The organism is Pantoea sp. C1E2, from assembly GCF_056491465.1.
Genome location: NZ_JBSZHT010000002.1, coordinates 3,088,826 through 3,109,874 on the forward strand (window position 1 = coordinate 3,088,826; position 21,049 = coordinate 3,109,874).

Sequence of the window (21,049 nt, forward strand, 5' to 3'; positions counted from 1 at the left end):
AGGCGCTTCTTTCAGGTCATGAAGCATTTCATACAGGTAGGAGCTTAGCGCGTAACAAAGAAGCCCGATAATAGAAAACTGTTTTTACGGTTTAAAGGATTATGGCGGTTCAGATAAATGAAATGCGAGGCGGCTTCCGGATCGGAGCTACTTCGGGGGAGCATCAGCGGCAGCGTGAAGGCCAGATTTTTCCAGGCTCGAAGTCGAACGCTTCAGCAATCAATCTTTCGCTTTTGGGCAGCTGAAACAGATGTCTTGCTGAAAATCTCAAATATCTGCATGCGTTGAAGATTTAAGAACCACACCAATTTCCCCTGTCCATCCCCCAAAATGCCACAGTTCTTCGCTCCCCCTCCCTGCACTCTGTGACTCTCTTCACAACTCTTTAACGCCGACTTGTATGGTAGTATTTGCAGGCGTATTTTTTCATCATTGCATTCCCGTTGATGCCAAATCCACCGATTGCGCGTGCGCTGGCAAGGAGTAAATGATGAAAAGTGTCGTAATTGAACAACCGGGTGAATTGGTGCTGGCGGAACGTGCATTGCCAGAACCTGCCGCAGGTGAAGTGCGCGTAAAAGTGCAGTTTGCCAGTATCTGCGGTTCTGATGTGCACATCTGGCACGGTCACAATCCGTTCGCCAAATACCCGCGCGTGATTGGCCACGAGTTCTTCGGCTTAATCGATGCGGTGGGTGAAGGCGTGGATGCCGCGCGTATCGGCGAGCGTGTGGCGGTGGATCCAGTAGTCAGCTGCGGACACTGCTATCCCTGCTCCATCGGCCGCCCGAACGTCTGCAAAGAGCTACAGGTGATTGGTGTGCATCGTGACGGCGGCTTCAGCGAATTCGCGGTGGCGCCGGCGAAAAACGCTTTTACTCTGCCTGCTTCCATTCCCGACAAACTCGCCAGCCTGGTGGAACCCTTCACCATCGCGGCCAATATCACCGCCTTCCTCAAACCGCAGGCCAATGACGTGGCGCTGATTTACGGCGCAGGCCCGATGGGCTTAACCGCGATTCAGGTGCTTAAAGGCGTCTACGGCGTGGAAAAAGTGCTGGTGGTGGATCGTCTGCCGGAACGACTGGCGCTGGCGCAGGAGAATGGCGCTGATCAGGTGTTCAATAACAGCGACATCCCGCTGGCCGCGCAGCTGGAAGGCGTGCAGCCAACACTGATCATTGATGCCGCTTGCCATCCGACCATTCTGGCCGAAGCCGCCGCCCTCGCCTCTCCGGCAGCGCGTATTGGCCTGTTGGGCTTCTCCGGTGAACCTTGCAGCATCACGCAGCAGGCGTTAACCAGCAAAGAGCTGTCGCTGTTCACTTCACGTCTCAACAGCAATCGCTTCCCGCAGGTGATTGAGTGGATGGAGAAAGGTCAGATTCAGCCAGAGAAATTAGTCACCCACTATTTCCCGCTGGCCGAGATTGAAAAAGCGATGACGCTGTTCGAAAAAGATCCGCGCACCTGCTGCAAAGTGATTCTGCACATGGGTTAAGTTAATCTTCACACCAGGTGTCCTTAATCCGGTGCGTACCCGCCGGCCAATATAATAATCCTCTCAATGCTTCAGGCTGTGTCATGGCGGCAAGTAATTAAATCCTCGAAGGGGATGCGATTAAACAGGCCACATAAAGACAGATTGAAGCATGACGGGGAAACGGAGTTTCTATGTTAAAGAATCTACGCTGGACCCTCGTACTGCTGCTGTTCCTGGTTTATATGATCAACTACCTCGATCGTATTGCCCTTTCTCTGACCGTACCGCTGGTGGAAAAAGACCTGATGATCAACGCCGAACAGTTCGGCATGATTTTCGGTAGCTTCTTCTTTGGCTACGCGCTGTTCAACTTCATCGGTGGCCTGGCGACCGATAAATTCGGCCCGACGATTGTGTTAGGCACCGCCGTTGGCATGTGGTCGCTGTTCTGCGGCATGACCGCACTAGCAACCGGCTTCTGGTCGATGATGATTCTGCGCGTGCTGTTCGGCATGGCGGAAGGCCCGATCTGCGCCTCGGCGAACAAGGCCATCAACGGCTGGTTCCCGAAAAAACAGGCGGCTACCGCCATGGGCTTGCTGAGTGCCGGTTCACCCTCTGGGTGGCGCCGTGGCCGGTCCGATCGTTGGCTATCTGGCGCTGTCATTCGGCTGGCGTCCGGCGTTCGTGGTGATCTGCCTGATTGGCCTGGTGTGGATGGGTCTGTGGTTCTTCTTCGCGGCCGATAACCCAGCACGCAGCAAGAAAGTGTCACCGGAAGAACGCGCATTGGTGGAGAAACTGAAAGCTGAAGAACCGGCTGATGTGATCGATGCCTCAGGCAAACCGCACGGTATGGGCTTCTACCTGCGCCAGCCGATCATTCTGGTCACCGCCTTCGCCTTCTTCTGCTACAACTATATTCTGTTCTTCTTCTTGAGCTGGTTCCCGGCCTATCTGGTGCAGGCACACGGCCTGGATATCAAATCCATGAGCATCACCACCATGATCCCGTGGATTGTAGGCTTCGTTGGTCTGGCATTAGGTGGTTGGATATCCGATAAGATTTTCAATATCACCGGCAAACTGCTGTTATCGCGCAAAATCGTTCTGGTGGTTTCATTGCTGGCCGCAGCAATTTGTGTGGCGCTGGCAGGTACGATTAAAGAAGTGCACTCGGCAGTGATCATGATGTCGATCTCCATCTTCTTCCTGTACATCACCGGCGCGATTTACTGGGCGATTATTCAGGATGTGGTGCACAAAAGCCGTGTCGGCAGCATCAGTGGCTTTATCCATCTGATTGGTAGCCTGTCCGGGATTATCGGCCCTATCGTCACCGGCTTTATTGTGCAGAACACCGGCAAGTTTGACAGTGCATTTATTCTGGCCGGAGCCGTGGCGGCAGTGGGCGCGATACTGGTACTGTTTGTTATCCGCGAACCCAAAACCACCGATAAACCGGTAGCTGTTTAACCGTTTTAATGAGAACGGGGCGCTTAGCGCCCCGTTTGCTAAAAGGAAAACGCATGTTAGAGCTTGAACGCCTTCCCGTTGACGTACAACGCCCCACTTATGACCGCAGCCAGTTAAAAACCCGCATGGTACATATCGGTTTTGGTGCCTTCCATCGTGCGCATCAGGCGCTCGCCAGCGATAAACTGGCGGCTGAAGGCAGTGACTGGGGTTACTGCGAAGTCAATCTCAACAGCGGTGCTTTGATTGAAGCGCTGCGTCAGCAAGACCTGCTTTATACCCTGACCGAAATGGCAGATGACAGCCTGCACACCCGCGTGATTGGCGTGGTGACGCAAGCGCTGCATGGCAAAGGCGACGGTATTGATGCAGTGATTGAGGCGATGAGCCAGCCGGATGTGGCGATTGTATCGATGACGGTGACCGAGAAAGGCTATTGCTATATGCCTTCCAGCGGCAAGCTCAATCCGGATCATCCCGATATTGTGCATGATCTGGAAAACCCTGCGCAACCACGCTCGCTGCCGGGCCTGATTCTGGCGGCGATTATGCGTCGTCGCGAGCGTGGTTTAGCACCGTTCAGCGTCATGTCCTGCGATAACATGCCGGAAAATGGCCACGTCACCCGCAACGTCATCATCCAGCTGGCAGAACGCCACAGCCATGAACTGGCGGAGTACATTCAAACGCACATCACCTTCCCGTCCACCATGGTGGATCGCATTGTCCCCGCGATGACTGATGCGGCATTTGATGCGCTGGAAGCACGCTTAGGCAGTAGCGATCCGGTGGCGGTTGAAGCAGAACCCTTCTTCCAATGGGTCATCGAAGATAATTTCGTTAATGGCCGCCCGGCATGGGAAAACGCCGGAGCCGAACTGGTCAGCGACGTGCTACCGTTCGAAGAGATGAAGCTCCGCATGTTAAATGGCAGCCATTCGTTTTTGGCTTATCTCGGCTTCCTGGCCGGATATGAACACATCAGTGATTGCATGGCCGATAGCAACTTCCGCACGGCAGCACGCGCGCTAATGTTGCAGGATCAGGCTCCGACGCTACGCACGAAGGGTGTGGATCTCACCGCTTATGCCGATTCGCTGATTGCGCGCTACGAGAACAGCGCCATCAAGCATCGCACCTATCAAATCGCTACCGACGGCACGCAGAAGCTGCCGCAGCGTTTGCTGGACAGCGTGCGCTGGCATCTGCGCAACGGCACCTCCTGTGACTATCTGCTGCTCGGTGTGGCGGGCTGGATGCGCTACGTGAGCGGTGTCGATGAACAGGGTCAGGCGATTGAGATTCGCGATCCCATGAAGGAGCAGTTGGCGAGTATAGTGGCGCACAGTGATGAGGGCACGCAGCGCGTAGAAGCCTTACTGCGTTTGCAAGCGGTGTTTGGCGATGATTTACGTTATCAGACCGCCTTCGTTTCACGAGTGACTGAGCTCTACAAGCAGCTGAATACGCAAGGCGCACGCGCCACGGTACAGGCCCTTGTGACGCAGGCATAAGTGCCTTCACAAATGTGTAGCGCAGATGCAGCGTGCTGATTAGACTGAACCTTTCTCATCGAGCTGGCGTAGGCCAGCCGTAATACGGATATTGCTGCATGTCGATTGCCTATACCATAACCACCAGCGAACCCGTAAATCAGCAGATTTATCGTTATCTGCGCAAAGATATCGTGACCTGCGTCATTCATCCGGGCTCGTTGCTGTCGGAAAAGGAAGTGTCCGCGCGCTTTAACGTGTCGCGCCAGCCAGTCCGCGAAGCCTTTATCAAACTGGCGGAAGCGGGCCTGGTGCAGGTGCTGCCGCAGCGCGGAACATTCGTGCGCAAGATTTCCGCCCAGCGTGTAGCCGACGGCCGTTTTATCCGTGAAGCAGTGGAGATCGCCGTGGTACGCCGCGCCGCGCAGGAGATCAGCCCCGAGGGATTGATGGCGCTGGAGCATAACTTGCAGCTGCAGCGTTTAGCCGCCGATCGTCACGACAGCCAGGCATTTTTAACGCTGGACGATGAGTTTCACCGCTTAATCGCCGAAGGAATTAACTGTTCGCTGGCGTGGGAGACGGTGGAAAACATCAAAGCCACCATGGATCGCGTGCGCTTCCTGACCTTGAGCGAAGTTTCACCGCCAGAGAGTTTGATTCAGCAGCATCAAGACATCTACAACGCGTTAAAAGCACAGGATGTTGAAGAGGCAGAAACTGCGATGCGCCGTCATCTGCAGGAGATGATTTTGACCATTACGCCGATTGCTGAACGCAATAGCGAGTGGTTTGAAGCGCCTTAACATGGTTCTCGCGGACGGGCAGTGCACTGCCCGACCGCGAAATGGCAAGCAAGCCAGGTTTAATTAAGCAATGGTCACATCTTTCGCCAGATAGACATCCTGCACCGCATTAATCAGCTGCACGCCCTCTTTCAGCGACTTCTTAAACGCCTTACGACCCAGAATCAGCCCCATACCGCCCGCACGTTTGTTGATTACTGCAGTACGCACAGATTCGGCAATATCGGTGTCCCCTGCAGACGCCCCACCTGAGTTAATCAATCCGGCACGGCCCATATAGCAGTTCGCCAGCTGGTAGCGCACCAGATCGATCGGATTCTCAGTGGTTAGCTTGCTATACACGCGCTCATCGGTATGACCGAATTTCACCGCTTTATAACCGCCGTTGTTCTCGGCCATCTTCTGCTTCACGATGTCTGCGCCAATGGTGGCTGCCAGATGGTTGGCCTGACCGGTTAAATCGGCGCTGGCATGATAATCCACGCCGTCTTTCTTGAAGCCATCATTGCGCAGATAAGCCCACAGCACAGTCACCATGCCCAGTTCATGGGCACGCTCAAAGGCCGATGAGATCTCTTCAATCTGACGACGTGACTGCTCTGAACCGAAGTAAATCGTCGCGCCCACCGCTACTGCACCCAGATTGAATGCCTGTTCGACGCTGGCGTACAAGGTTTGATCGTACTGAGTGGGATAGCTCAGCGTTTCGTTGTGGTTCAGTTTGACCATAAACGGAATACGGTGCGCATAGCGGCGCGAGACCGAGGCCAGCACGCCATAGGTGGATGCCACGCAGTTACAGCCGGCTTCAATCGCCAGCTCAACGATGTTCTTCGGATCGAAGTAAGCCGGGTTGGCGGCAAAGGAGGCGCCCGCGGAGTGCTCAACGCCCTGATCGACCGGCAGGATTGACAGATAGCCGGTGCCCGCCAGGCGGCCAGTGTTATACAGGGTTTGCATATTACGCAGTACGGCAGGAGAACGATTGTTATCGATCATTACGCGATCGACGAAATCCGCGCCCGGTAAATAAAGGCTGTCCGCTGGAATGGTCATGCAGCGATGTTGAAGAAGAGAATCCGCTTCTTTGCCCAATAACTGTACGATGTCCGTCATGTTGGCTCCTGAATAAATGGCTGGAATGGAACCGGCAATGGCCGATTCGCCCCCAACAGCCTGGACCGAAATGCGCCAGGCTGGCAAATTGCTGACACCATTTTTCAGACGGATACGCAGTAAAAAAATTCTGCCACCTTGCTATGAGCCGCCTTCAGTTTGAGTCCTGTAACGCGGAGGCACGCCTTAATGTCGGTTTTGCCTTACCACCATTGATGGAAATGGTGCACTGGCCCGATGCCTTTACCCACTTCCAGCGAGTCCGCGTGTAGCAAGGCCTGCTGCAGCCAGGCTTTGGCCTCTGTGACTGTGTCAGCCCAGTTATCATGACGCGGGCGCAGTGCAGCCAGCGCAGCTGACAGCGAGCAGCCGGTGCCATGGGTATGGCGCGTATTGATGCGCGGTGCGGTGAAGCGCTGACGCCCTGCACGTGTAATCAGCCAATCCGGGCTTTCGGCATCACTAAGATGGCCACCCTTCATCAGTACCGCTTCACAACCGAGATCCAACAGCGCATCGCCCTGCATCAACATGGTTTTCTCATCCTGCGCCATATCGCGTCCCAGCAATGTTGCCGCTTCGGGCAGATTGGGCGTGATCAGTGACACCTGCGGCAGCAGCAGTTCTCGCACGCTGGCCACCGCATCGGGCGACAGCAGCGGGTCGCCGCTTTTGGCAATCATCACCGTATCCAGCACCACAAACGGCAGGCTGGCGCGTTTCAGCCGCTCGGCCACCACTTCGACAATCGCGGTTTCCGACAGCATGCCAATTTTGGCGGCATCGATACGCACATCGTCCAATACCGAATCCAGCTGCGCGCCGACGAAGTCCGGTTCAATGCGATACACCGACTGCACGCCGCAGGTATTTTGCGCCACCAGCGCGGTGATCACGCTGGTGCCATAAGCGCCCAGTGCGGAGAAAGCTTTGAGATCCGCCTGAATGCCCGCGCCGCCGCTCGGGTCAGTACCAGCAATAGTTAACGCGTTGATGCGTTTCATACGACAACCTCCAGCGTCCATAATTTGTCGAGGAATGCCGCGACAAAACTGCCCGGTCCTTCAACGGCGCGCGCCGCCTGCTCACCCGCCATTGACATCACGCGACAAGCCGCCGCGACATGCTGCAAGCGATCGCCCGGCAAACTGCTGAGCGCCGCCACCACGGCGGAAAGCGCACAGCCGGTGCCGACCACCCGCGTCATCAGCGGGCTGCCGCCTGGAATGGCCAGCGTGCGTTTACCATCGGTGACGTAATCGACTTCACCAGTGACTGCCACCAGCGTGTGGTAATCCTGCGCCAACTGCTGCGCCGCGCTCAGTGCGGCATCGGCCTGATGCACGCTGTCCACGCCGCGTCCGCCCGCAGCCTGATTAGCCAGCGCGAGGATTTCCGAGGCGTTGCCACGAATCGCGGCGGGATGCAGGCTCAACAGCTGCTGGCAGAATTTGGTGCGGAATGAGAGTGCACCAACGGCCACCGGATCGAGCGTCCAGGGCATGCCCGCCTTTTGTGCAGCCTGCACCGCCGTCAGCATCGCATCGCGACGATCGCGGGTTAAGGTGCCGACGTTGATCAACAGCGCATCGGCAAAACCGGCAAACTGCGCAGCTTCTTCGGCATCGATCACCATCGCGGGAGAGGCCTGTAAAGCCAGCAGCACATTGGCGGTAAAGGTTTGCACCACGTCATTGGTCATGCAGTGCACCAGCGGAGACTGCTGCCGTAGCAGTTGCAGGGATTGCGCGAGTTGCGCGGGGGAAAGAAGGTCAGGCTGTGTCATAAAACTCCCAACCGGCGATCAAGAAGGCGAATGCGGTCAGGCATCTGACTTCCCTACGCTGGCATTATCCAGATCAGGTCAGCGGGTGTATCTCAGCCCTGCTTTACAGGGGCACCCCGAGTCATGGCATGGTAAACATGCCGCACACAGAATAAGGCGCGTAAGGGGAATTGTAAATCGTGGTGGTGTGCAGGGCGCGCAAAATGGCACTAAATCAAATGAGTGAAAATAATTTGATATCGTGAATTTAAAAAGGCCTGCCTCGATCAATTTTTATTAATATTCAACCTGCGACTGAATCTGCCAAATTTATTCTGATCATTGAAAAATCGACTAATAAACACGCGCATAAGCATTCATTGATGCACATCAACGCCCCACCCGGCGTGGCAAGGCCTAATCCCCCTCCGGACTTGAAGAGAGTCACTGCCAATCCAATTCCGGAATCGATAATGATCTCAAAATTATTCAGCTTTATTCCGCACGCCCATAAATGGCACGACATTCGTATTTCACGTAAAGGCGCAATTTGCCCTTCCGGCCGCCATTATTTTTCTACCTATGTTGAAGCCCAATGCAAAGGTTGCGGCGAGCATTTGCATAAAATTTATTATCGCGACATTAGCGATGCGGAAGCACGCCGTTGGTTAGGATGAATAACAGGCAAAAAAAAGCCCCGCAACATCCGTTGCAGGGCCTTGGTGTGGCTATAGCAGGAACTTATTCAGCAGGCTGCGTACGGATCAGGTAATCGAACGCGCTGAGTGAGGCTTTCGCGCCTTCGCCGCTGGCGATGATGATCTGCTTGTACGGCACCGTGGTGCAGTCACCCGCCGCGAACACGCCTTTCAGGCTGGTTTCGCATTTGGCGTCGATGATGATCTCGCCCATCTTGTTACGTTCTACCGCGCCTTCAAGGAAGGTGGTGTTCGGCAACAGACCAATCTGCACGAAGATACCGCTCAGCGCGATCTCGTAGCTGGTCTGGTTGTTACGATCGATATAAGCCAGACCGGTGACTTTGCTGCCGTCGCCTTTCACTTCGGTGGTCTGCGCATTAAGAATCACATCCACGTTTTTCAGGCTACGCAGTTTGTCCTGCAGCACTTTGTCAGCGCGCATTTCGCTGGCGAATTCCAGCAGTGTCACGTGCTCAACCAGACCTGCGAGGTCGATAGCCGCTTCAACGCCGGAGTTACCGCCGCCGATCACCGCCGTGCGCTTGCCTTTGAACAGCGGGCCGTCGCAGTGTGGGCAGTAGGTCACGCCTTTGGTGCGATACTGCTCTTCACCCGGCACGCCCATGTTGCGCCAGCGTGCGCCGGTGGCAATGATGATGCTGCGTGATTTCAGCACCGCGCCAGACGCGGTTTCAATCGCGTGCAGACCGCCCTCTTTCGCAGCTGGGATCAGCTTGATGGCGCTCTGAGTGTCGATAACGTCAACATCGTAATCATCGACGTGGGCACGCAGTGAACCGGCCAGCTTAGCGCCTTCGGTTTTCTGTACTGAGATGTAGTTTTCGATGTCCACGGTGTCGAGCACCTGGCCACCAAAACGCTCGCCCATCAGGCCAGTGCGGATACCTTTACGTGCAGAGTAAATCGCTGCCGCTGCGCCCGCTGGGCCGCTGCCGACGATCAGCACTTCATAGGCGTCACGCTTGTTCAGCTCTTCTGCTGCACGCTTCTCTGCGTTGGTGTCCACTTTGCCGACGATTTCCGCCAGGCTCAGACGGCCCTGACCGAACTCTTTACCGTTGAGGAATACGGCTGGAACGCCCATCACATTACGTTCGGTGATCTCGTTCTGGAACATCCCGCCGTCGATAGCGGTGTGGCTGATGCGTGGGTTCAGCACCGCCATCAGGTTCAGCGCCTGTACCACGTCAGGACAGTTGTGGCACGACAGTGAGTAATAGGTTTCGAAATGCAGGTCAGTGTCCAGAGCCACCACTTGCTCCAGCAGGCTCTGCGACTCTTTCGAAGGGTGTCCACCGGTCTGCAGCAGGGCCAGCACCAGTGACGTAAATTCGTGCCCCATTGGCGAGCCGGCGAAACGCGGGCCGTTATTGCTGCCTGGGTTAGTGATCAGGAAAGAGGGTTTACGAACCGGACGATCATTCTCTTCACGGAAGCTGACTTTTTCTGACAAGCTCGCGATATCGGCTAACAGAGAACGGATCTCCGCAGATTTAGCGCCATCATCCAGTGTGGCAATCAACTCAACCGGTTTCGTTAATTTCTCAAGGTAAGCCTTGAGCTGTGTTTTTAAATTGGTATCGAGCATAGTGAGTTCCTGTCATGAAAATCGGGTGCCGTAGCACCCGATTGAGAAAGATCGAATGGCTGGGTGTTGCTTAGATTTTGCCAACCAGGTCCAGAGATGGAGCCAGTGTTGCTTCGCCTTCTTTCCATTTAGCTGGGCACACTTCACCTGGGTGAGAAGCCACATACTGAGCCGCTTTGATTTTACGGATGAGGTCAGATGCGTCACGGCCAATGCCTTCAGCGGTGATTTCGATAGCCTGGATGATGCCCTGTGGGTCAACAATGAAGGTACCGCGATCTGCCAGACCTTCGTCTTCGCGCATGATTTCGAAGTTACGGGTCAGTGCGCCAGTTGGGTCGCCGATCATCGCATATTTGATTTTTGCGATGGTGTCAGAAGAACCGTGCCAGGCTTTGTGGGTAAAGTGCGTGTCAGTAGAAACAGAGTAGATGTCTACGCCCAGTTTCTGCAGCTCTTCGTGATGGTCTGCTACGTCACCCAGTTCAGTCGGGCAAACGAAGGTGAAGTCAGCCGGGTAGAAGAAGAAAACACTCCATTTACCTTCAACGTCTTTCTCGGTTACGTCGATGAATTCGCCGTTTTTGAACGCTGCATTTTTAAATGGTTTGATTTTGGTATTAATGATGGACATAGGTGACCTCCGTTAAAAGATGTGATGCAAGTTACAGTTTTTTCGGGCCAACTTCTAATACGCAGACGTTATCAATCAGATAATCAAAAGCTATCAAAACGCTGATGCCAGATTCCATGCGGCTTGCCGCGGCATTCTACACAGAAAGCCTGATGATTTGACAGGCTTTATCTTTTTCCGTCGGCTACTGTTACCTGGGGTCGCCATTTAACGCGACCGCCCCCAATGGCAAAAGGTACGCATAAATGCGCCCCCTACAAAAATCCTGCTTTGTTGTAGGGTTGCCATTTATGGCGACCGTCACGCGACATCCCTTTTGATATGCTGGAGCCCCTGCTTGGAAATTCGATTATTTGACGAAGCCGACCGCCCTTTTCTGCGCACGCTGTTTCTGGCGTCGCGCCGTCATAACTGGACCTGGCTGGATGGCGATGATTGGGCGCTGGAAGATCTGGATGGCGTGATTTTGGGGGAAACGGTGTTAGTGGCTTTGATCGATGGGCATCGCGCCGGATTTGCCGGCATCCTTCCTAACGATAATTTTTTGCATAGCCTGTATGTCGATCCCGCGTTTCAGGGACAAGGAGTGGGTAGCGCCTTGCTGGAAGCGGTACATCAGCGCTTCACCTCAACCGGTGCGTTGAAATGCCTGATGCTGAATGAGCCCGCGCAGGCGTTTTACCTGAAACATGGCTGGCAGCGTGAAGCCACCGGTGAGAGCGAACAGGGAAAATATGTGTTGATGCATTTTCCGCTGACGACACGCGCCAGCGGAAAAAGGGTTCGTTAAACCGCGCGGAAAGCAATATCGGCCGGAATCACTTCGCCCTGCCAGTAGAGCTGGGCGGCCACGCGACCGGCTAGCTGACGATACAGCGCGGTGAATTCGCTGTCCGGACGGCGGATCACCGTCGGTTCACCATCATCCAAATCTTCACGCAGATTAATGTGCAGCGGCAGTTGCGCCAGCAGCTGGGTGTGGTAATCCGCCGCCAGTTTCTGCGCGCCACCGGTGCCAAAAATCGGCTCGTGATGGCCGCATTCGCTGCAAATATGAATGCTCATGTTCTCCACCACGCCCAACACCGGCACGCTGACTTTCTCAAACATCACGATGCCTTTGCGCGCATCAATCAGGGCAATGTCCTGTGGCGTCGTCACCACCAGCGCGCCGGTCACCGGGACGTTTTGCGCCAGCGTCAGTTGGATGTCGCCGGTGCCCGGTGGCATATCGAGGATCAGATAATCAAGATCCGGCCACATCGTCTCGTTCAGCAGCTGCATCAGGGCTTTGCTGGCCATCGGGCCGCGCCACACCATGGCATTTTCATCGGTGACCAGGTAGCCAATCGAGTTGGTCGCCAGTCCATGCGCCATAATTGGCGCCATGTGCGTGCCATCCGGCGAGGTCGGACGCTGGCTTTCGGTGCCGAGCATATTGGGAATCGACGGGCCGTAAATATCGGCATCGAGAATGCCGACCTTTGCGCCTTCGGCAATCAGTGCCAGCGCCATGTTCACCGCGGTGCTGGATTTGCCCACGCCGCCTTTACCGGAACTCACCGCGATAATGTTCTTCACACCTGTCGCGCCGGGATGATTTTTCACACGCTTGAGCGTGGCGATGTCGTGGCGCAAGCGCCAGTCAATGGCGCTGGCCTGCGTCAGACGCAGCAGTTCGGCACTGACTTGCGCTTTCAGCTCTTCAAAGGCACTGGCCCAGGCAAAAGGCATCACCAGTTCGATGTGCAGCTTGCCATCCAGCAGTGCCACATGGCGCAGGGCTTTCAAAGTCGTCAGATTGTGATGCAGTGTCGGATGTTCAAAGTCACTCAGCACGCCGATAACCACAGCGCGCAACGCTTCGGGTGAATGATGTTCCCGGGATTGTGATGTCATCCCAACTCCTTGTGTTTTCATCACGCCAGATATCGGCGATGTGCTTTCAATAATATCAGATGCCGTCCAGTTGTGTTTACGCCAGAGGGTGCTTCGGGTAACATCTAAGCCCGATTTTTATTCACGGAACGCTACGCAAACTATGACTCAAGTCGCTAAAAAAATTCTGGTAACGTGCGCACTGCCGTACGCAAACGGTTCAATCCATCTCGGTCACATGCTTGAGCACATTCAGGCTGACATTTGGGTCCGTTACCAGCGAATGCGTGGCAACCAGGTTTACTTCATCTGCGCAGACGATGCCCACGGCACGCCGATCATGCTGAAAGCACAACAGCTCGGTATCCCACCTGAGCAGATGATCGCCGAGATGAAGCAGGAGCACGAAACTGACTTCGCTGGCTTCGACATCAGCTACGACAACTATCACTCCACCCACGGCGACGAAAACCGTCAGCTGTCAGGGTTGATCTACGGTCGTCTGAAAGAGAACGGTTTCATCAAGAACCGCACCATTTCACAGCTGTACGATCCGGAAAAAGGCATGTTCCTGCCCGATCGTTTTGTGAAAGGCACCTGCCCGAAATGTAAGTCACCGGATCAATACGGCGATAACTGTGAAGTGTGCAGCGCGACCTACAGCCCAACCGAGCTGATCGATCCGAAATCCGTGGTATCCGGCGCGACGCCTGTGCTGCGTGATTCTGAGCACTTCTTCTTTGATCTGCCTTCATTCAGCGCGATGTTGCAGACCTGGACCCGTTCCGGTGCGTTGCAGGAGCAGGTCGCCAATAAGATGCAGGAGTGGTTCGACTCCGGTCTGCAGCAGTGGGATATCTCCCGTGATGCGCCTTATTTCGGTTTCGAAATCCCTGACGCGCCGGGCAAATACTTCTACGTGTGGCTGGATGCGCCAATCGGCTATATGGGTTCCTTCAAGAACCTGTGTGACAAGCGCGGCAACATCGATTTCGACGAGTTCTGGAAAAAAGATTCTTCTACCGAGCTGTATCACTTCATCGGTAAAGACATCGTTTATTTCCACAGCCTGTTCTGGCCAGCAATGCTGGAAGGCAGCAACTTCCGCAAGCCGACCAACCTGTTCGTGCACGGTTATGTGACGGTGAACGGCGCGAAGATGTCCAAATCGCGCGGCACCTTCATCAAGGCCAGCACCTGGCTGCAACATCTGGATGCGGACAGCCTGCGTTACTACTACGCGGCGAAACTCTCTTCACGCATCGACGACATCGACCTGAATCTGGAAGATTTCGTGCAGCGCGTGAACGCCGATATCGTCAATAAGGTGGTGAACCTCGCGTCCCGTAACGCCGGTTTCATTACTAAACGCTTTGGCGGCAAACTGGCGAGCGAACTGGCCGATCCGGCGCTGTATCAGACCTTCGTGGATGCGTCAGAGAAGATTGGTGAAGCCTGGGCGAGCCGCGAGTACAACCGTGCCATCCGTGAAATCATGGCGCTGGCAGATATCGCCAACCGTTATGTGGATGAGCAGGCACCGTGGGTGGTGGCGAAACAGGAAGGCCGCGATGCTGACCTGCAAGCAATCTGCTCAATGGGTATCAACCTGTTCCGCATTCTGATGACCTGGCTGAAGCCGGTGTTGCCTTCACTGAGCGCACGTACTGAAGCCTTCCTTAACACGGAACTGAGTTGGGATGCGATTGCGCAGCCGCTGCTGGATCACGATGTGGCACCGTTTAAAGCCTTGTATGGCCGTATCGAAATGGCCAAAGTTGAAGGGCTGATTGAAGCCTCTAAAGAGGATGCGGCTGCGGCGAACAAGCCTGCGGTTACCGGTCCTCTGGCTGACGCGCCGATTGGTGACACCATCACCATCGACGATTTCGCCAAAGTCGATATGCGCGTGGCGCTGATCGAGAAAGCCGAGCTGGTTGAAGGTTCTGACAAGCTGCTGCGTCTGGAACTGGATCTTGGCGGTGAGAAGCGTCAGATTTTCTCGGGCATTCGCGCGGCTTATCCGGATCCATCGGTACTGGTTGGCAAGATGACCATCATTGTCGCTAACCTGGCACCGCGTAAGATGCGTTTCGGCATCTCAGAAGGCATGGTGCTGTCAGCCGGTTCCGGTGGTTCAGACCTGTTTGTGTTGTCCGTTGATAGCGGTGCACAACCTGGGATGCAGGTGAAGTAATTGAACAAGCCGCCTTCAGGGCGGCTTTTTTATCGAGCCTCTGTTGTGGAGCCTGTCGTGCTAACTGCCTGCTGGCACTATTTGCGTGCCTTTATGATTATTTATGCCGCGCTCTATGCCGGAAACGGTATTGCTGCCCTGCTGCCGTTTACTATTCCGGGCAGTATTATCGGCATGCTTCTGCTGTTTACCTTGCTGGCGCTGCAAATCCTGCCGGTCGGCTGGGTGAAACCGGGCTGTCATTTGCTGATCCGCTATATGGCGCTGCTGTTTGTACCGATCAGCGTCGGCGTGATGGGTTACACCGATATCCTGAGCGCACAGTTTGGACCGATTGTCGTCTCCTGCGTGGTGAGCACCTTTATGGTGTTGCTGATCGTCGGCCTGAGCGCCGAGCGTTTGCAACGTCCAAAGGAGCAGCCTCATGACTGACGCCTGGTGGTCATTGCCGCTCACCGTAGTGGCTTATTTGCTGGCGCGTAAGCTGGCAGCCAAAATCAATATCTCGATCATTAACCCGCTGTTAGTGGCGATGGCGATTGTCATCCCGATTTTGCTGCTGACGCATATCCCTTACACACGCTATTTCGCGGGCAGCGCATTCCTCAATCAGCTGCTACAACCCGCCGTGGTGGCACTGGCCCTGCCGCTGTATGAGCAGATGCATCAGATTCGCGCACGCTGGAAAACCATTATCAGCGTCTGTTTTATTGGCAGTATCACGGCGATGGTCTCCGGCACGGCTATTGCACTGTGGATGGGGGCAACGCCGGAAATCGCGGCGACGATTATGCCGAAATCCGTCACCACGCCGATTGCCATGGCAGTGTCCGGTTCGCTGCACGGCATCCCGGCCATCAGCGCCATCTGCGTCTTGATTGCGGGCGTGCTCGGTGCGGTGTTCGGCCATATGCTGCTGAATCTGTTTAAGGTGCAGAGTAAGTCTTCACGCGGTCTGGCGATTGGCAACGCCTCGCACGCGTTAGGCACAGCGCGCGCGGCGGAGATCGATTATCAGGAAGGGGCATTCAGTTCGCTGGCGTTGGTGATCTGCGGCATTATTACCTCGCTGCTGGCCCCCTTCCTTTTCCCGCTGCTGATGCACTGGTGGGGCTAAAACTTGCGAGAGATCTCGCAAAGTTGAAACAACTCAATCAGCTTACATTGTCACAGCGACACAGATCACATATAACCCTTCAGGCGGCGCATCGCCGCTAACGCGTTAATGAGGTCATCACATCATGCATCCACGATTCACTGCTGCTTTCTCCGCCCTGCCCGCTGACTTGCAAACTGCGATTCATCCCTTGCTGGATTCAGCTGATTTTGACGGCGTACTGCGCCCACAGGACGTGGCGCGTCTGAAGCAGGAAACGGGGCTGGATGAGGATGCCTTAGCGCTAGCGCTGCTGCCGATTGCCGCCTGTTGCGCGGTCGCACCGGTGTCTCACTTTAACGTAGGGGCAATTTCACGCGGCGTGAGCGGCCACTGGTACTTCGGTGCCAACATGGAGTTTGAACACGCACCGCTGCAGCAAACCGTGCATGCGGAGCAAAGCGCCATCACCCACGCCTGGCTGCATGGCGAAGAGAAACTCGACGCCATCACCGTCAATTACACGCCTTGCGGCCACTGCCGTCAGTTTATGAACGAACTGAACAGCGGCACGGCGATTCGCATCAGTCTGCCAGGACGTGCAGTGAGTACGCTGGGCGATTATCTGCCGGATGCTTTTGGTCCTGCCGATCTCAATATCACTGAACGGCTGCTGACACCGATTCATCACGGCTTCGCGGTGCAAGGTGATGCGTTACAACAGGCGGCTATTGAAGCCGCGAACAATAGCCATGCGCCTTACAGTCACAGCTACAGTGGCGTGGCCTTGCGCAGCCAGAGCGGCAACATTTTTACCGGGCGCTATGCGGAAAACGCTGCTTTCAACCCAAGTCTGCCGCCGTTGCAGGCTGCGCTGATTCTGATGAACATGCGTAATGAAGCGCTGGATACCATCCAACAGGCGGTGCTGGTCGAATGTGAAGTCAGTACTTTGAGCCAGCGCGATGCCACGCGCGCCACGCTCGCGGCGCTGGGCTGTGAAGATTTCTCAGTTACTTTAGTTTCGAAAACATCAGTTTAGTGATCCTTTCATCGCTTTTGTGACTTTCTATTAACAAAAGCTGTACATCCGCAAGAATCCTCTTAGGATCGGGCGCCAGAACCACTTCACAAGAACCTGGTCTGGCGTTACCTTTTCCCGGTGATACGTCAGCAAACACTGCAACCGGAGCCAACATTGCATGGAACTCGACTACGAAAGTAAACGTCCGCTGTATATTCCTTACGCGGGCCCGATTCTGCTGGAATTTCCGCTGTTGAATAAAGGCAGCGCCTTCACCCTGGATGAGCGTAACGAATTTAACCTTAACGGCTTACTCCCTGAAGCCGTTGAAACCATCGAAGAGCAGGCCGAACGTGCCTGGCGTCAGTTCCTGGACTTCAAAAACAATAACGACAAGCATGTCTATCTGCGCAACATCCAGGACACCAACGAAACCCTGTTCTACCGCCTGCTCGACAATCATCTGGAAGAGATGATGCCGATTATCTACACCCCAACCGTCGGCGCGGCTTGTGAACACTTCTCTGAAATTTATCGTCGTGCACGCGGTGTTTTCATCTCGTATAACAACCGCGATCGCATTGAAGACATGCTGCAGAACGCCACCAAGCAGAACGTGAAAGTGATCGTGGTGACCGATGGCGAGCGTATTCTCGGCCTCGGCGACCTCGGCATCGGTGGTATGGGTATCCCGATCGGTAAGCTGTCGCTTTACACCGCGTGTGGCGGTATCAGCCCGGCTTATACCCTGCCCGTGGTGCTGGATGTCGGTACCAACAACCAGCAGTTGCTGAACGATCCGCTGTATATGGGCTGGCGTCATCCGCGTATTACCGGCGAAGAGTACGAAGCCTTTGTTGATGAGTTTATTCAGGCAGTGAAACGCCGCTGGCCGAACGTGCTGCTGCAGTTCGAAGACTTCGCGCAGAAGAACGCCATGCCGCTTCTGGAGCGCTATCGCGACGAAGTATGCTGTTTTAACGATGACATTCAGGGCACCGCCGCCGTCACCGTCGGCACGTTGATCGCTGCCAGCCGTGCCGCAGGCAGCCGCCTGTGTGAGCAGAAAGTCGTGTTCCTCGGCGCAGGTTCTGCCGGTTGTGGTATCGCCGAGCAGATCATTGCCCAGATGAAGTCTGAAGGTCTGAGCGATGACGAAGCGCGTGCCCGCGTGATGATGGTGGATCGTTTTGGTCTGTTGACCGACAAATTGCCAAACCTGCTCGATTTCCAGAGCAAGCTGGTGCAGAAGAGTGAAAACCTGAAGAGCTGGGATGTCACCAGTGACTCCATCTCACTGCTGGACGTGGTGCGCAACGCCAAGCCAGATATCATGATTGGTGTGTCCGGTCAGCCAGGTCTGTTCACGGAAGAGATCATCCGTGAGATGCATAAACACACCAAGCGTCCGATTGTGATGCCGCTGTCGAACCCAACCTCACGCGTTGAAGCCACACCAGCGGATATCATCTCCTGGACCGACGGTGAAGCGTTGGTTGCTACCGGCAGCCCCTTTGCACCGGTGACCTGGAAAGGTAAAACCTACCCGATTGCCCAGTGCAATAACTCCTATATCTTCCCAGGTATTGGTTTGGGTGTGATCGCCGCAGGAGCCACCCGCATCACCGATTCGATGCTGATGACCGCCAGCCGTGCATTGGCTGACTGCTCACCGCTGGTGAACGATGGAGAAGGCCCGGTGCTGCCAGAATTGAAACACATTCAGGGCGTTTCGAAGCTGATCGCCATGGAAGTGGGTAAAGCAGCACAGTTGGCTGGCGTGGCCGTGGTCACTTCAGAAGACGTGCTGTCTAAAGCCGTGAATAATAACTTCTGGCTGCCGCAGTATCGTCATTATCGCCGTACTTCTATTTAATCAGCCAGTGCAGCCGGTGAATACAGTACCGGCTGCGCTTAAAATATCGCCAGCCAACCTGCGTAAACTTGCTTCATGTCCCCGCCTCAAGTAGCCTTTAGCCATCCTGAATTTTGCCATCCGAGTGCTTACGCGCATGATTAAACGCGTTTTCTTTGGTCTGTTTTTCATCATCTTATTGATGGTGGCGACCGCGCTCGGCCTGGATCGCTGGATCAGCTGGAAAACTGCCCCGTTTATTTATGAAGATGTCACCTCGCTGCCGCATCGTCAGGTCGGGGTGGTCTTAGGTACTGCTAAGTATTACCGCACTGGCGTGATCAATCAGTATTACCTTTATCGCATACAGGGTGCGCTCAACGCGTACAACAGTGGCAAGGTGAATTACCTGCTGCTGAGCGGTGATAATGCGCTGCAAAGCTATAACGAACCGATGACCATGCGCCGCGATTTGATCAAAGCCGGTGTCGATCCTGCTGATATCGTGCTCGACTATGCCGGATTCCGTACGCTGGATTCGATTGTGCGTACGCGCAAAGTGTTCGATACCAATGATTTCATCATCATCACGCAGCGTTTCCACTGTGAGCGCGCGCTTTACATCGCCCAACATCTGGGGATTCAGGCGCAATGTTTTGCGGTGCCTTCTCCGAAAAATATGCTGTCAGTGCGTTTCCGCGAGGTTGGCGCACGTTTAGGCGCATTAGCCGATTTGTATCTGATGAAACGCGAACCCCGCTTCCTCGGCCCGCTGGTGCCGATTCCAGCGGTGCATGAAGTGCCAGAAGATGCGCAGAGTTATCCGGCGGTGACGCCTGAGCAGCTGTTGGATTTGGAAGAGAAGTTGCAGAAGTAACGCTATCTGAAGATATTGCGTTGATGCCATCTGGTGTCGCTTGGGTTGTTGTGGTGACGCTATCTGCTGCTGCTTCAGGTTACTGTGATAACGCTGCTTCAGGCTGCTGTGATAACGCTCTCTGGTGTCGCTTCAGGTTACTGTTATAACGCTGTCGGGTGTTGCTTTAGATTACTGTTATAACGCTGTCGGGTGTCGCTTTAGATTACTGTTATAACGCTGTCTGGTGTCGCTTAGGTTACTGTTATAACGCTGTCGGGTGTCGCTTTAGGTTACTGTTATAACGCTGTCTGGTGTCGCTTTGGGGGCTGGCGGTCCTCGCGCCGCTGACGCGGTGCCTTCACGCCGTTCGTCTGCCTTACGGAACGGCGGGGATGGCACATCCATGTGCCGCCCCGCCTTTCGCCCGCATCCCTGCGGGCTATCCTGGCATCCTCACTCTGTTCAGCGCTGCGAAATGCCTGCCCCCAAAGCGACACCAGCCTGCTCCTAAACTTTATTGCGTGCTATTAAAAAAGGGCACGCAACTTCAGGCCTTGGCCGCTCGGCTGCAAGGGCTATGCTCAAATAACGAGCATTTGATCTAAGGCAGGCACAGTGTTTATTCCCTTTCTTTTTGCTTCTGCAAAAACCAAATGATGAAGCCGAGCATCTGTTCAGCAAACGGGCACAACGTTTGGGGCCATAGCCCCTCTGCTGCTGTAAGGGCTATCCACAGCGCTGAGGCTTTTACGTTGGGCCAGGAGATCCACGCAGGGATGCGTGGATCAGTTCGGGGCCGACCAGGGATGGTCGATCCCCGAACGATCCGTAGGCACGACGTGGAAGCCGAAGGCACCGCGTTAGCGGCGCGAGGACTGCCCGGCAGCAGCAGAGGGGCTAGGGCCCGCACCGCACCCGCCCTTCGCCCTTCGCCCTTCGCCCTTCGCCCTTCGCCCTTCGCCCTTAGCCCTTAGCCCTTAGCCCTTAGCCCTTAGCCCTTCGCAGTTTGCAGTTTGCAGTTTGCAGTTAGCGCAAATAAAAAAGGCTACCATTCATA

18 protein-coding genes, 1 pseudogene and 1 riboswitch are annotated in these 21,049 nt (G+C 55.0%); of the genes and pseudogenes, 12 read left to right on the forward strand and 7 right to left on the reverse strand.

What is annotated here, in order from left to right; all coding sequences use genetic code 11:
* Window positions 1–163 precede the first annotated feature (163 nt).
* On the reverse strand, window positions 164–271 hold the full coding sequence (locus tag ACXI0A_RS14820; protein ID WP_476148013.1) for a helix-turn-helix domain-containing protein: 108 nt from the start codon (window positions 269–271) through the stop codon (window positions 164–166).
* Window positions 272–490: 219 nt separating this feature from the next.
* Between ACXI0A_RS14820 and ACXI0A_RS14825 the strand changes: the two genes are divergently transcribed.
* The 4 genes and pseudogenes from ACXI0A_RS14825 (at window position 491) to ACXI0A_RS14840 (ending at window position 5,258) form a co-directional block, all read left to right on the forward strand.
* Window positions 491–1,501, forward strand: coding sequence for a Zn-dependent oxidoreductase (locus tag ACXI0A_RS14825; RefSeq protein ID WP_476151032.1), 1,011 nt, complete (start codon window positions 491–493; stop codon window positions 1,499–1,501).
* Window positions 1,502–1,674: 173 nt separating this feature from the next.
* Window positions 1,675–2,959 (forward strand): annotated as a pseudogene (locus ACXI0A_RS14830) (MFS transporter).
* Window positions 2,960–3,012: 53 nt separating this feature from the next.
* Window positions 3,013–4,473, forward strand: coding sequence for a mannitol dehydrogenase family protein (locus tag ACXI0A_RS14835; RefSeq protein WP_476148011.1), 1,461 nt, complete (start codon window positions 3,013–3,015; stop codon window positions 4,471–4,473).
* A gap of 98 nt (window positions 4,474–4,571) precedes the next feature.
* Window positions 4,572–5,258 (forward strand): FCD domain-containing protein, encoded by a 687-nt coding sequence (locus ACXI0A_RS14840; RefSeq protein WP_476148010.1) that lies wholly within the window; start codon window positions 4,572–4,574, stop codon window positions 5,256–5,258.
* Window positions 5,259–5,321: 63 nt separating this feature from the next.
* Here ACXI0A_RS14840 and fbaB read toward each other — a convergent pair whose 3' ends face one another.
* The 3 genes from fbaB to thiM all read right to left on the reverse strand — a co-directional run bounded on the left by fbaB (window position 5,322) and on the right by thiM (window position 8,160).
* Window positions 5,322–6,374 carry a class I fructose-bisphosphate aldolase gene (fbaB, locus tag ACXI0A_RS14845; RefSeq protein WP_476148009.1) on the reverse strand — a complete coding sequence of 351 codons (1,053 nt, stop codon included), beginning with the start codon at window positions 6,372–6,374 and terminating at the stop codon, window positions 5,322–5,324.
* A gap of 203 nt (window positions 6,375–6,577) precedes the next feature.
* Window positions 6,578–7,378: a bifunctional hydroxymethylpyrimidine kinase/phosphomethylpyrimidine kinase gene (gene thiD, locus ACXI0A_RS14850; RefSeq protein WP_476148008.1), complete on the reverse strand. Its 801-nt coding sequence runs from the start codon at window positions 7,376–7,378 to the stop codon at window positions 6,578–6,580.
* Entirely contained in the window at window positions 7,375–8,160 is a 786-nt protein-coding gene (gene thiM / locus ACXI0A_RS14855; protein WP_476148007.1) for a hydroxyethylthiazole kinase, read from the reverse strand. The genes thiD and thiM overlap by 4 nt, the downstream gene beginning before the upstream one ends.
* Before the next feature lie 33 nt (window positions 8,161–8,193).
* A riboswitch (TPP riboswitch) is annotated at window positions 8,194–8,289 on the reverse strand.
* A gap of 323 nt (window positions 8,290–8,612) precedes the next feature.
* On the opposite strand from thiM, the gene ACXI0A_RS14860 reads away from it, so the two are divergent.
* Complete coding sequence (locus ACXI0A_RS14860) at window positions 8,613–8,816, forward strand: hypothetical protein (RefSeq protein WP_476147995.1); 204 nt, start codon at window positions 8,613–8,615, stop codon at window positions 8,814–8,816.
* 64 nt (window positions 8,817–8,880) lie between these two features.
* Here the strand turns inward: ACXI0A_RS14860 and ahpF are convergent, their stop codons facing one another.
* A complete protein-coding gene (gene ahpF / locus ACXI0A_RS14865) occupies window positions 8,881–10,449 on the reverse strand; it encodes an alkyl hydroperoxide reductase subunit F (protein WP_476147994.1) in 1,569 nt (522 codons plus the stop codon).
* 70 nt (window positions 10,450–10,519) lie between these two features.
* Window positions 10,520–11,083, reverse strand: coding sequence for an alkyl hydroperoxide reductase subunit C (gene ahpC, locus ACXI0A_RS14870; protein WP_224931221.1), 564 nt, complete (start codon window positions 11,081–11,083; stop codon window positions 10,520–10,522).
* 337 nt (window positions 11,084–11,420) lie between these two features.
* On the opposite strand from ahpC, the gene ACXI0A_RS14875 reads away from it, so the two are divergent.
* Window positions 11,421–11,873 carry a GNAT family N-acetyltransferase gene (locus tag ACXI0A_RS14875; RefSeq protein ID WP_476147993.1) on the forward strand — a complete coding sequence of 151 codons (453 nt, stop codon included), beginning with the start codon at window positions 11,421–11,423 and terminating at the stop codon, window positions 11,871–11,873.
* Here the strand turns inward: ACXI0A_RS14875 and apbC are convergent.
* Window positions 11,870–12,982 carry an iron-sulfur cluster carrier protein ApbC gene (gene apbC / locus ACXI0A_RS14880; protein ID WP_224931217.1) on the reverse strand — a complete coding sequence of 371 codons (1,113 nt, stop codon included), beginning with the start codon at window positions 12,980–12,982 and terminating at the stop codon, window positions 11,870–11,872. The genes ACXI0A_RS14875 and apbC overlap by 4 nt on opposite strands.
* An 88-nt stretch (window positions 12,983–13,070) precedes the next feature.
* On the opposite strand from apbC, the gene metG reads away from it, so the two are divergent.
* From metG to sanA, 6 genes are all read left to right on the forward strand, one after another.
* On the forward strand, window positions 13,071–15,158 hold the full coding sequence (gene metG, locus ACXI0A_RS14885; protein ID WP_476147992.1) for a methionine--tRNA ligase: 2,088 nt from the start codon (window positions 13,071–13,073) through the stop codon (window positions 15,156–15,158).
* Window positions 15,159–15,215: 57 nt separating this feature from the next.
* Complete coding sequence (locus ACXI0A_RS14890) at window positions 15,216–15,590, forward strand: CidA/LrgA family protein (protein WP_224931213.1); 375 nt, start codon at window positions 15,216–15,218, stop codon at window positions 15,588–15,590.
* Window positions 15,583–16,275: a CidB/LrgB family autolysis modulator gene (locus ACXI0A_RS14895; RefSeq protein WP_476147991.1), complete on the forward strand. Its 693-nt coding sequence runs from the start codon at window positions 15,583–15,585 to the stop codon at window positions 16,273–16,275. The genes ACXI0A_RS14890 and ACXI0A_RS14895 overlap by 8 nt, the downstream gene beginning before the upstream one ends.
* 124 nt (window positions 16,276–16,399) lie before the next feature.
* Complete coding sequence (cdd, locus tag ACXI0A_RS14900) at window positions 16,400–17,296, forward strand: cytidine deaminase (RefSeq protein ID WP_476147990.1); 897 nt, start codon at window positions 16,400–16,402, stop codon at window positions 17,294–17,296.
* 160 nt (window positions 17,297–17,456) lie between these two features.
* Entirely contained in the window at window positions 17,457–19,154 is a 1,698-nt protein-coding gene (locus ACXI0A_RS14905) for an NAD-dependent malic enzyme (protein ID WP_224931208.1), read from the forward strand.
* 136 nt (window positions 19,155–19,290) lie between these two features.
* The gene (gene sanA, locus ACXI0A_RS14910) at window positions 19,291–20,010 is read left to right on the forward strand and encodes an outer membrane permeability protein SanA (protein ID WP_100701037.1); all 720 of its coding nucleotides are present in this window, start codon (window positions 19,291–19,293) and stop codon (window positions 20,008–20,010) included.
* Window positions 20,011–21,049 lie beyond the last annotated feature (1,039 nt).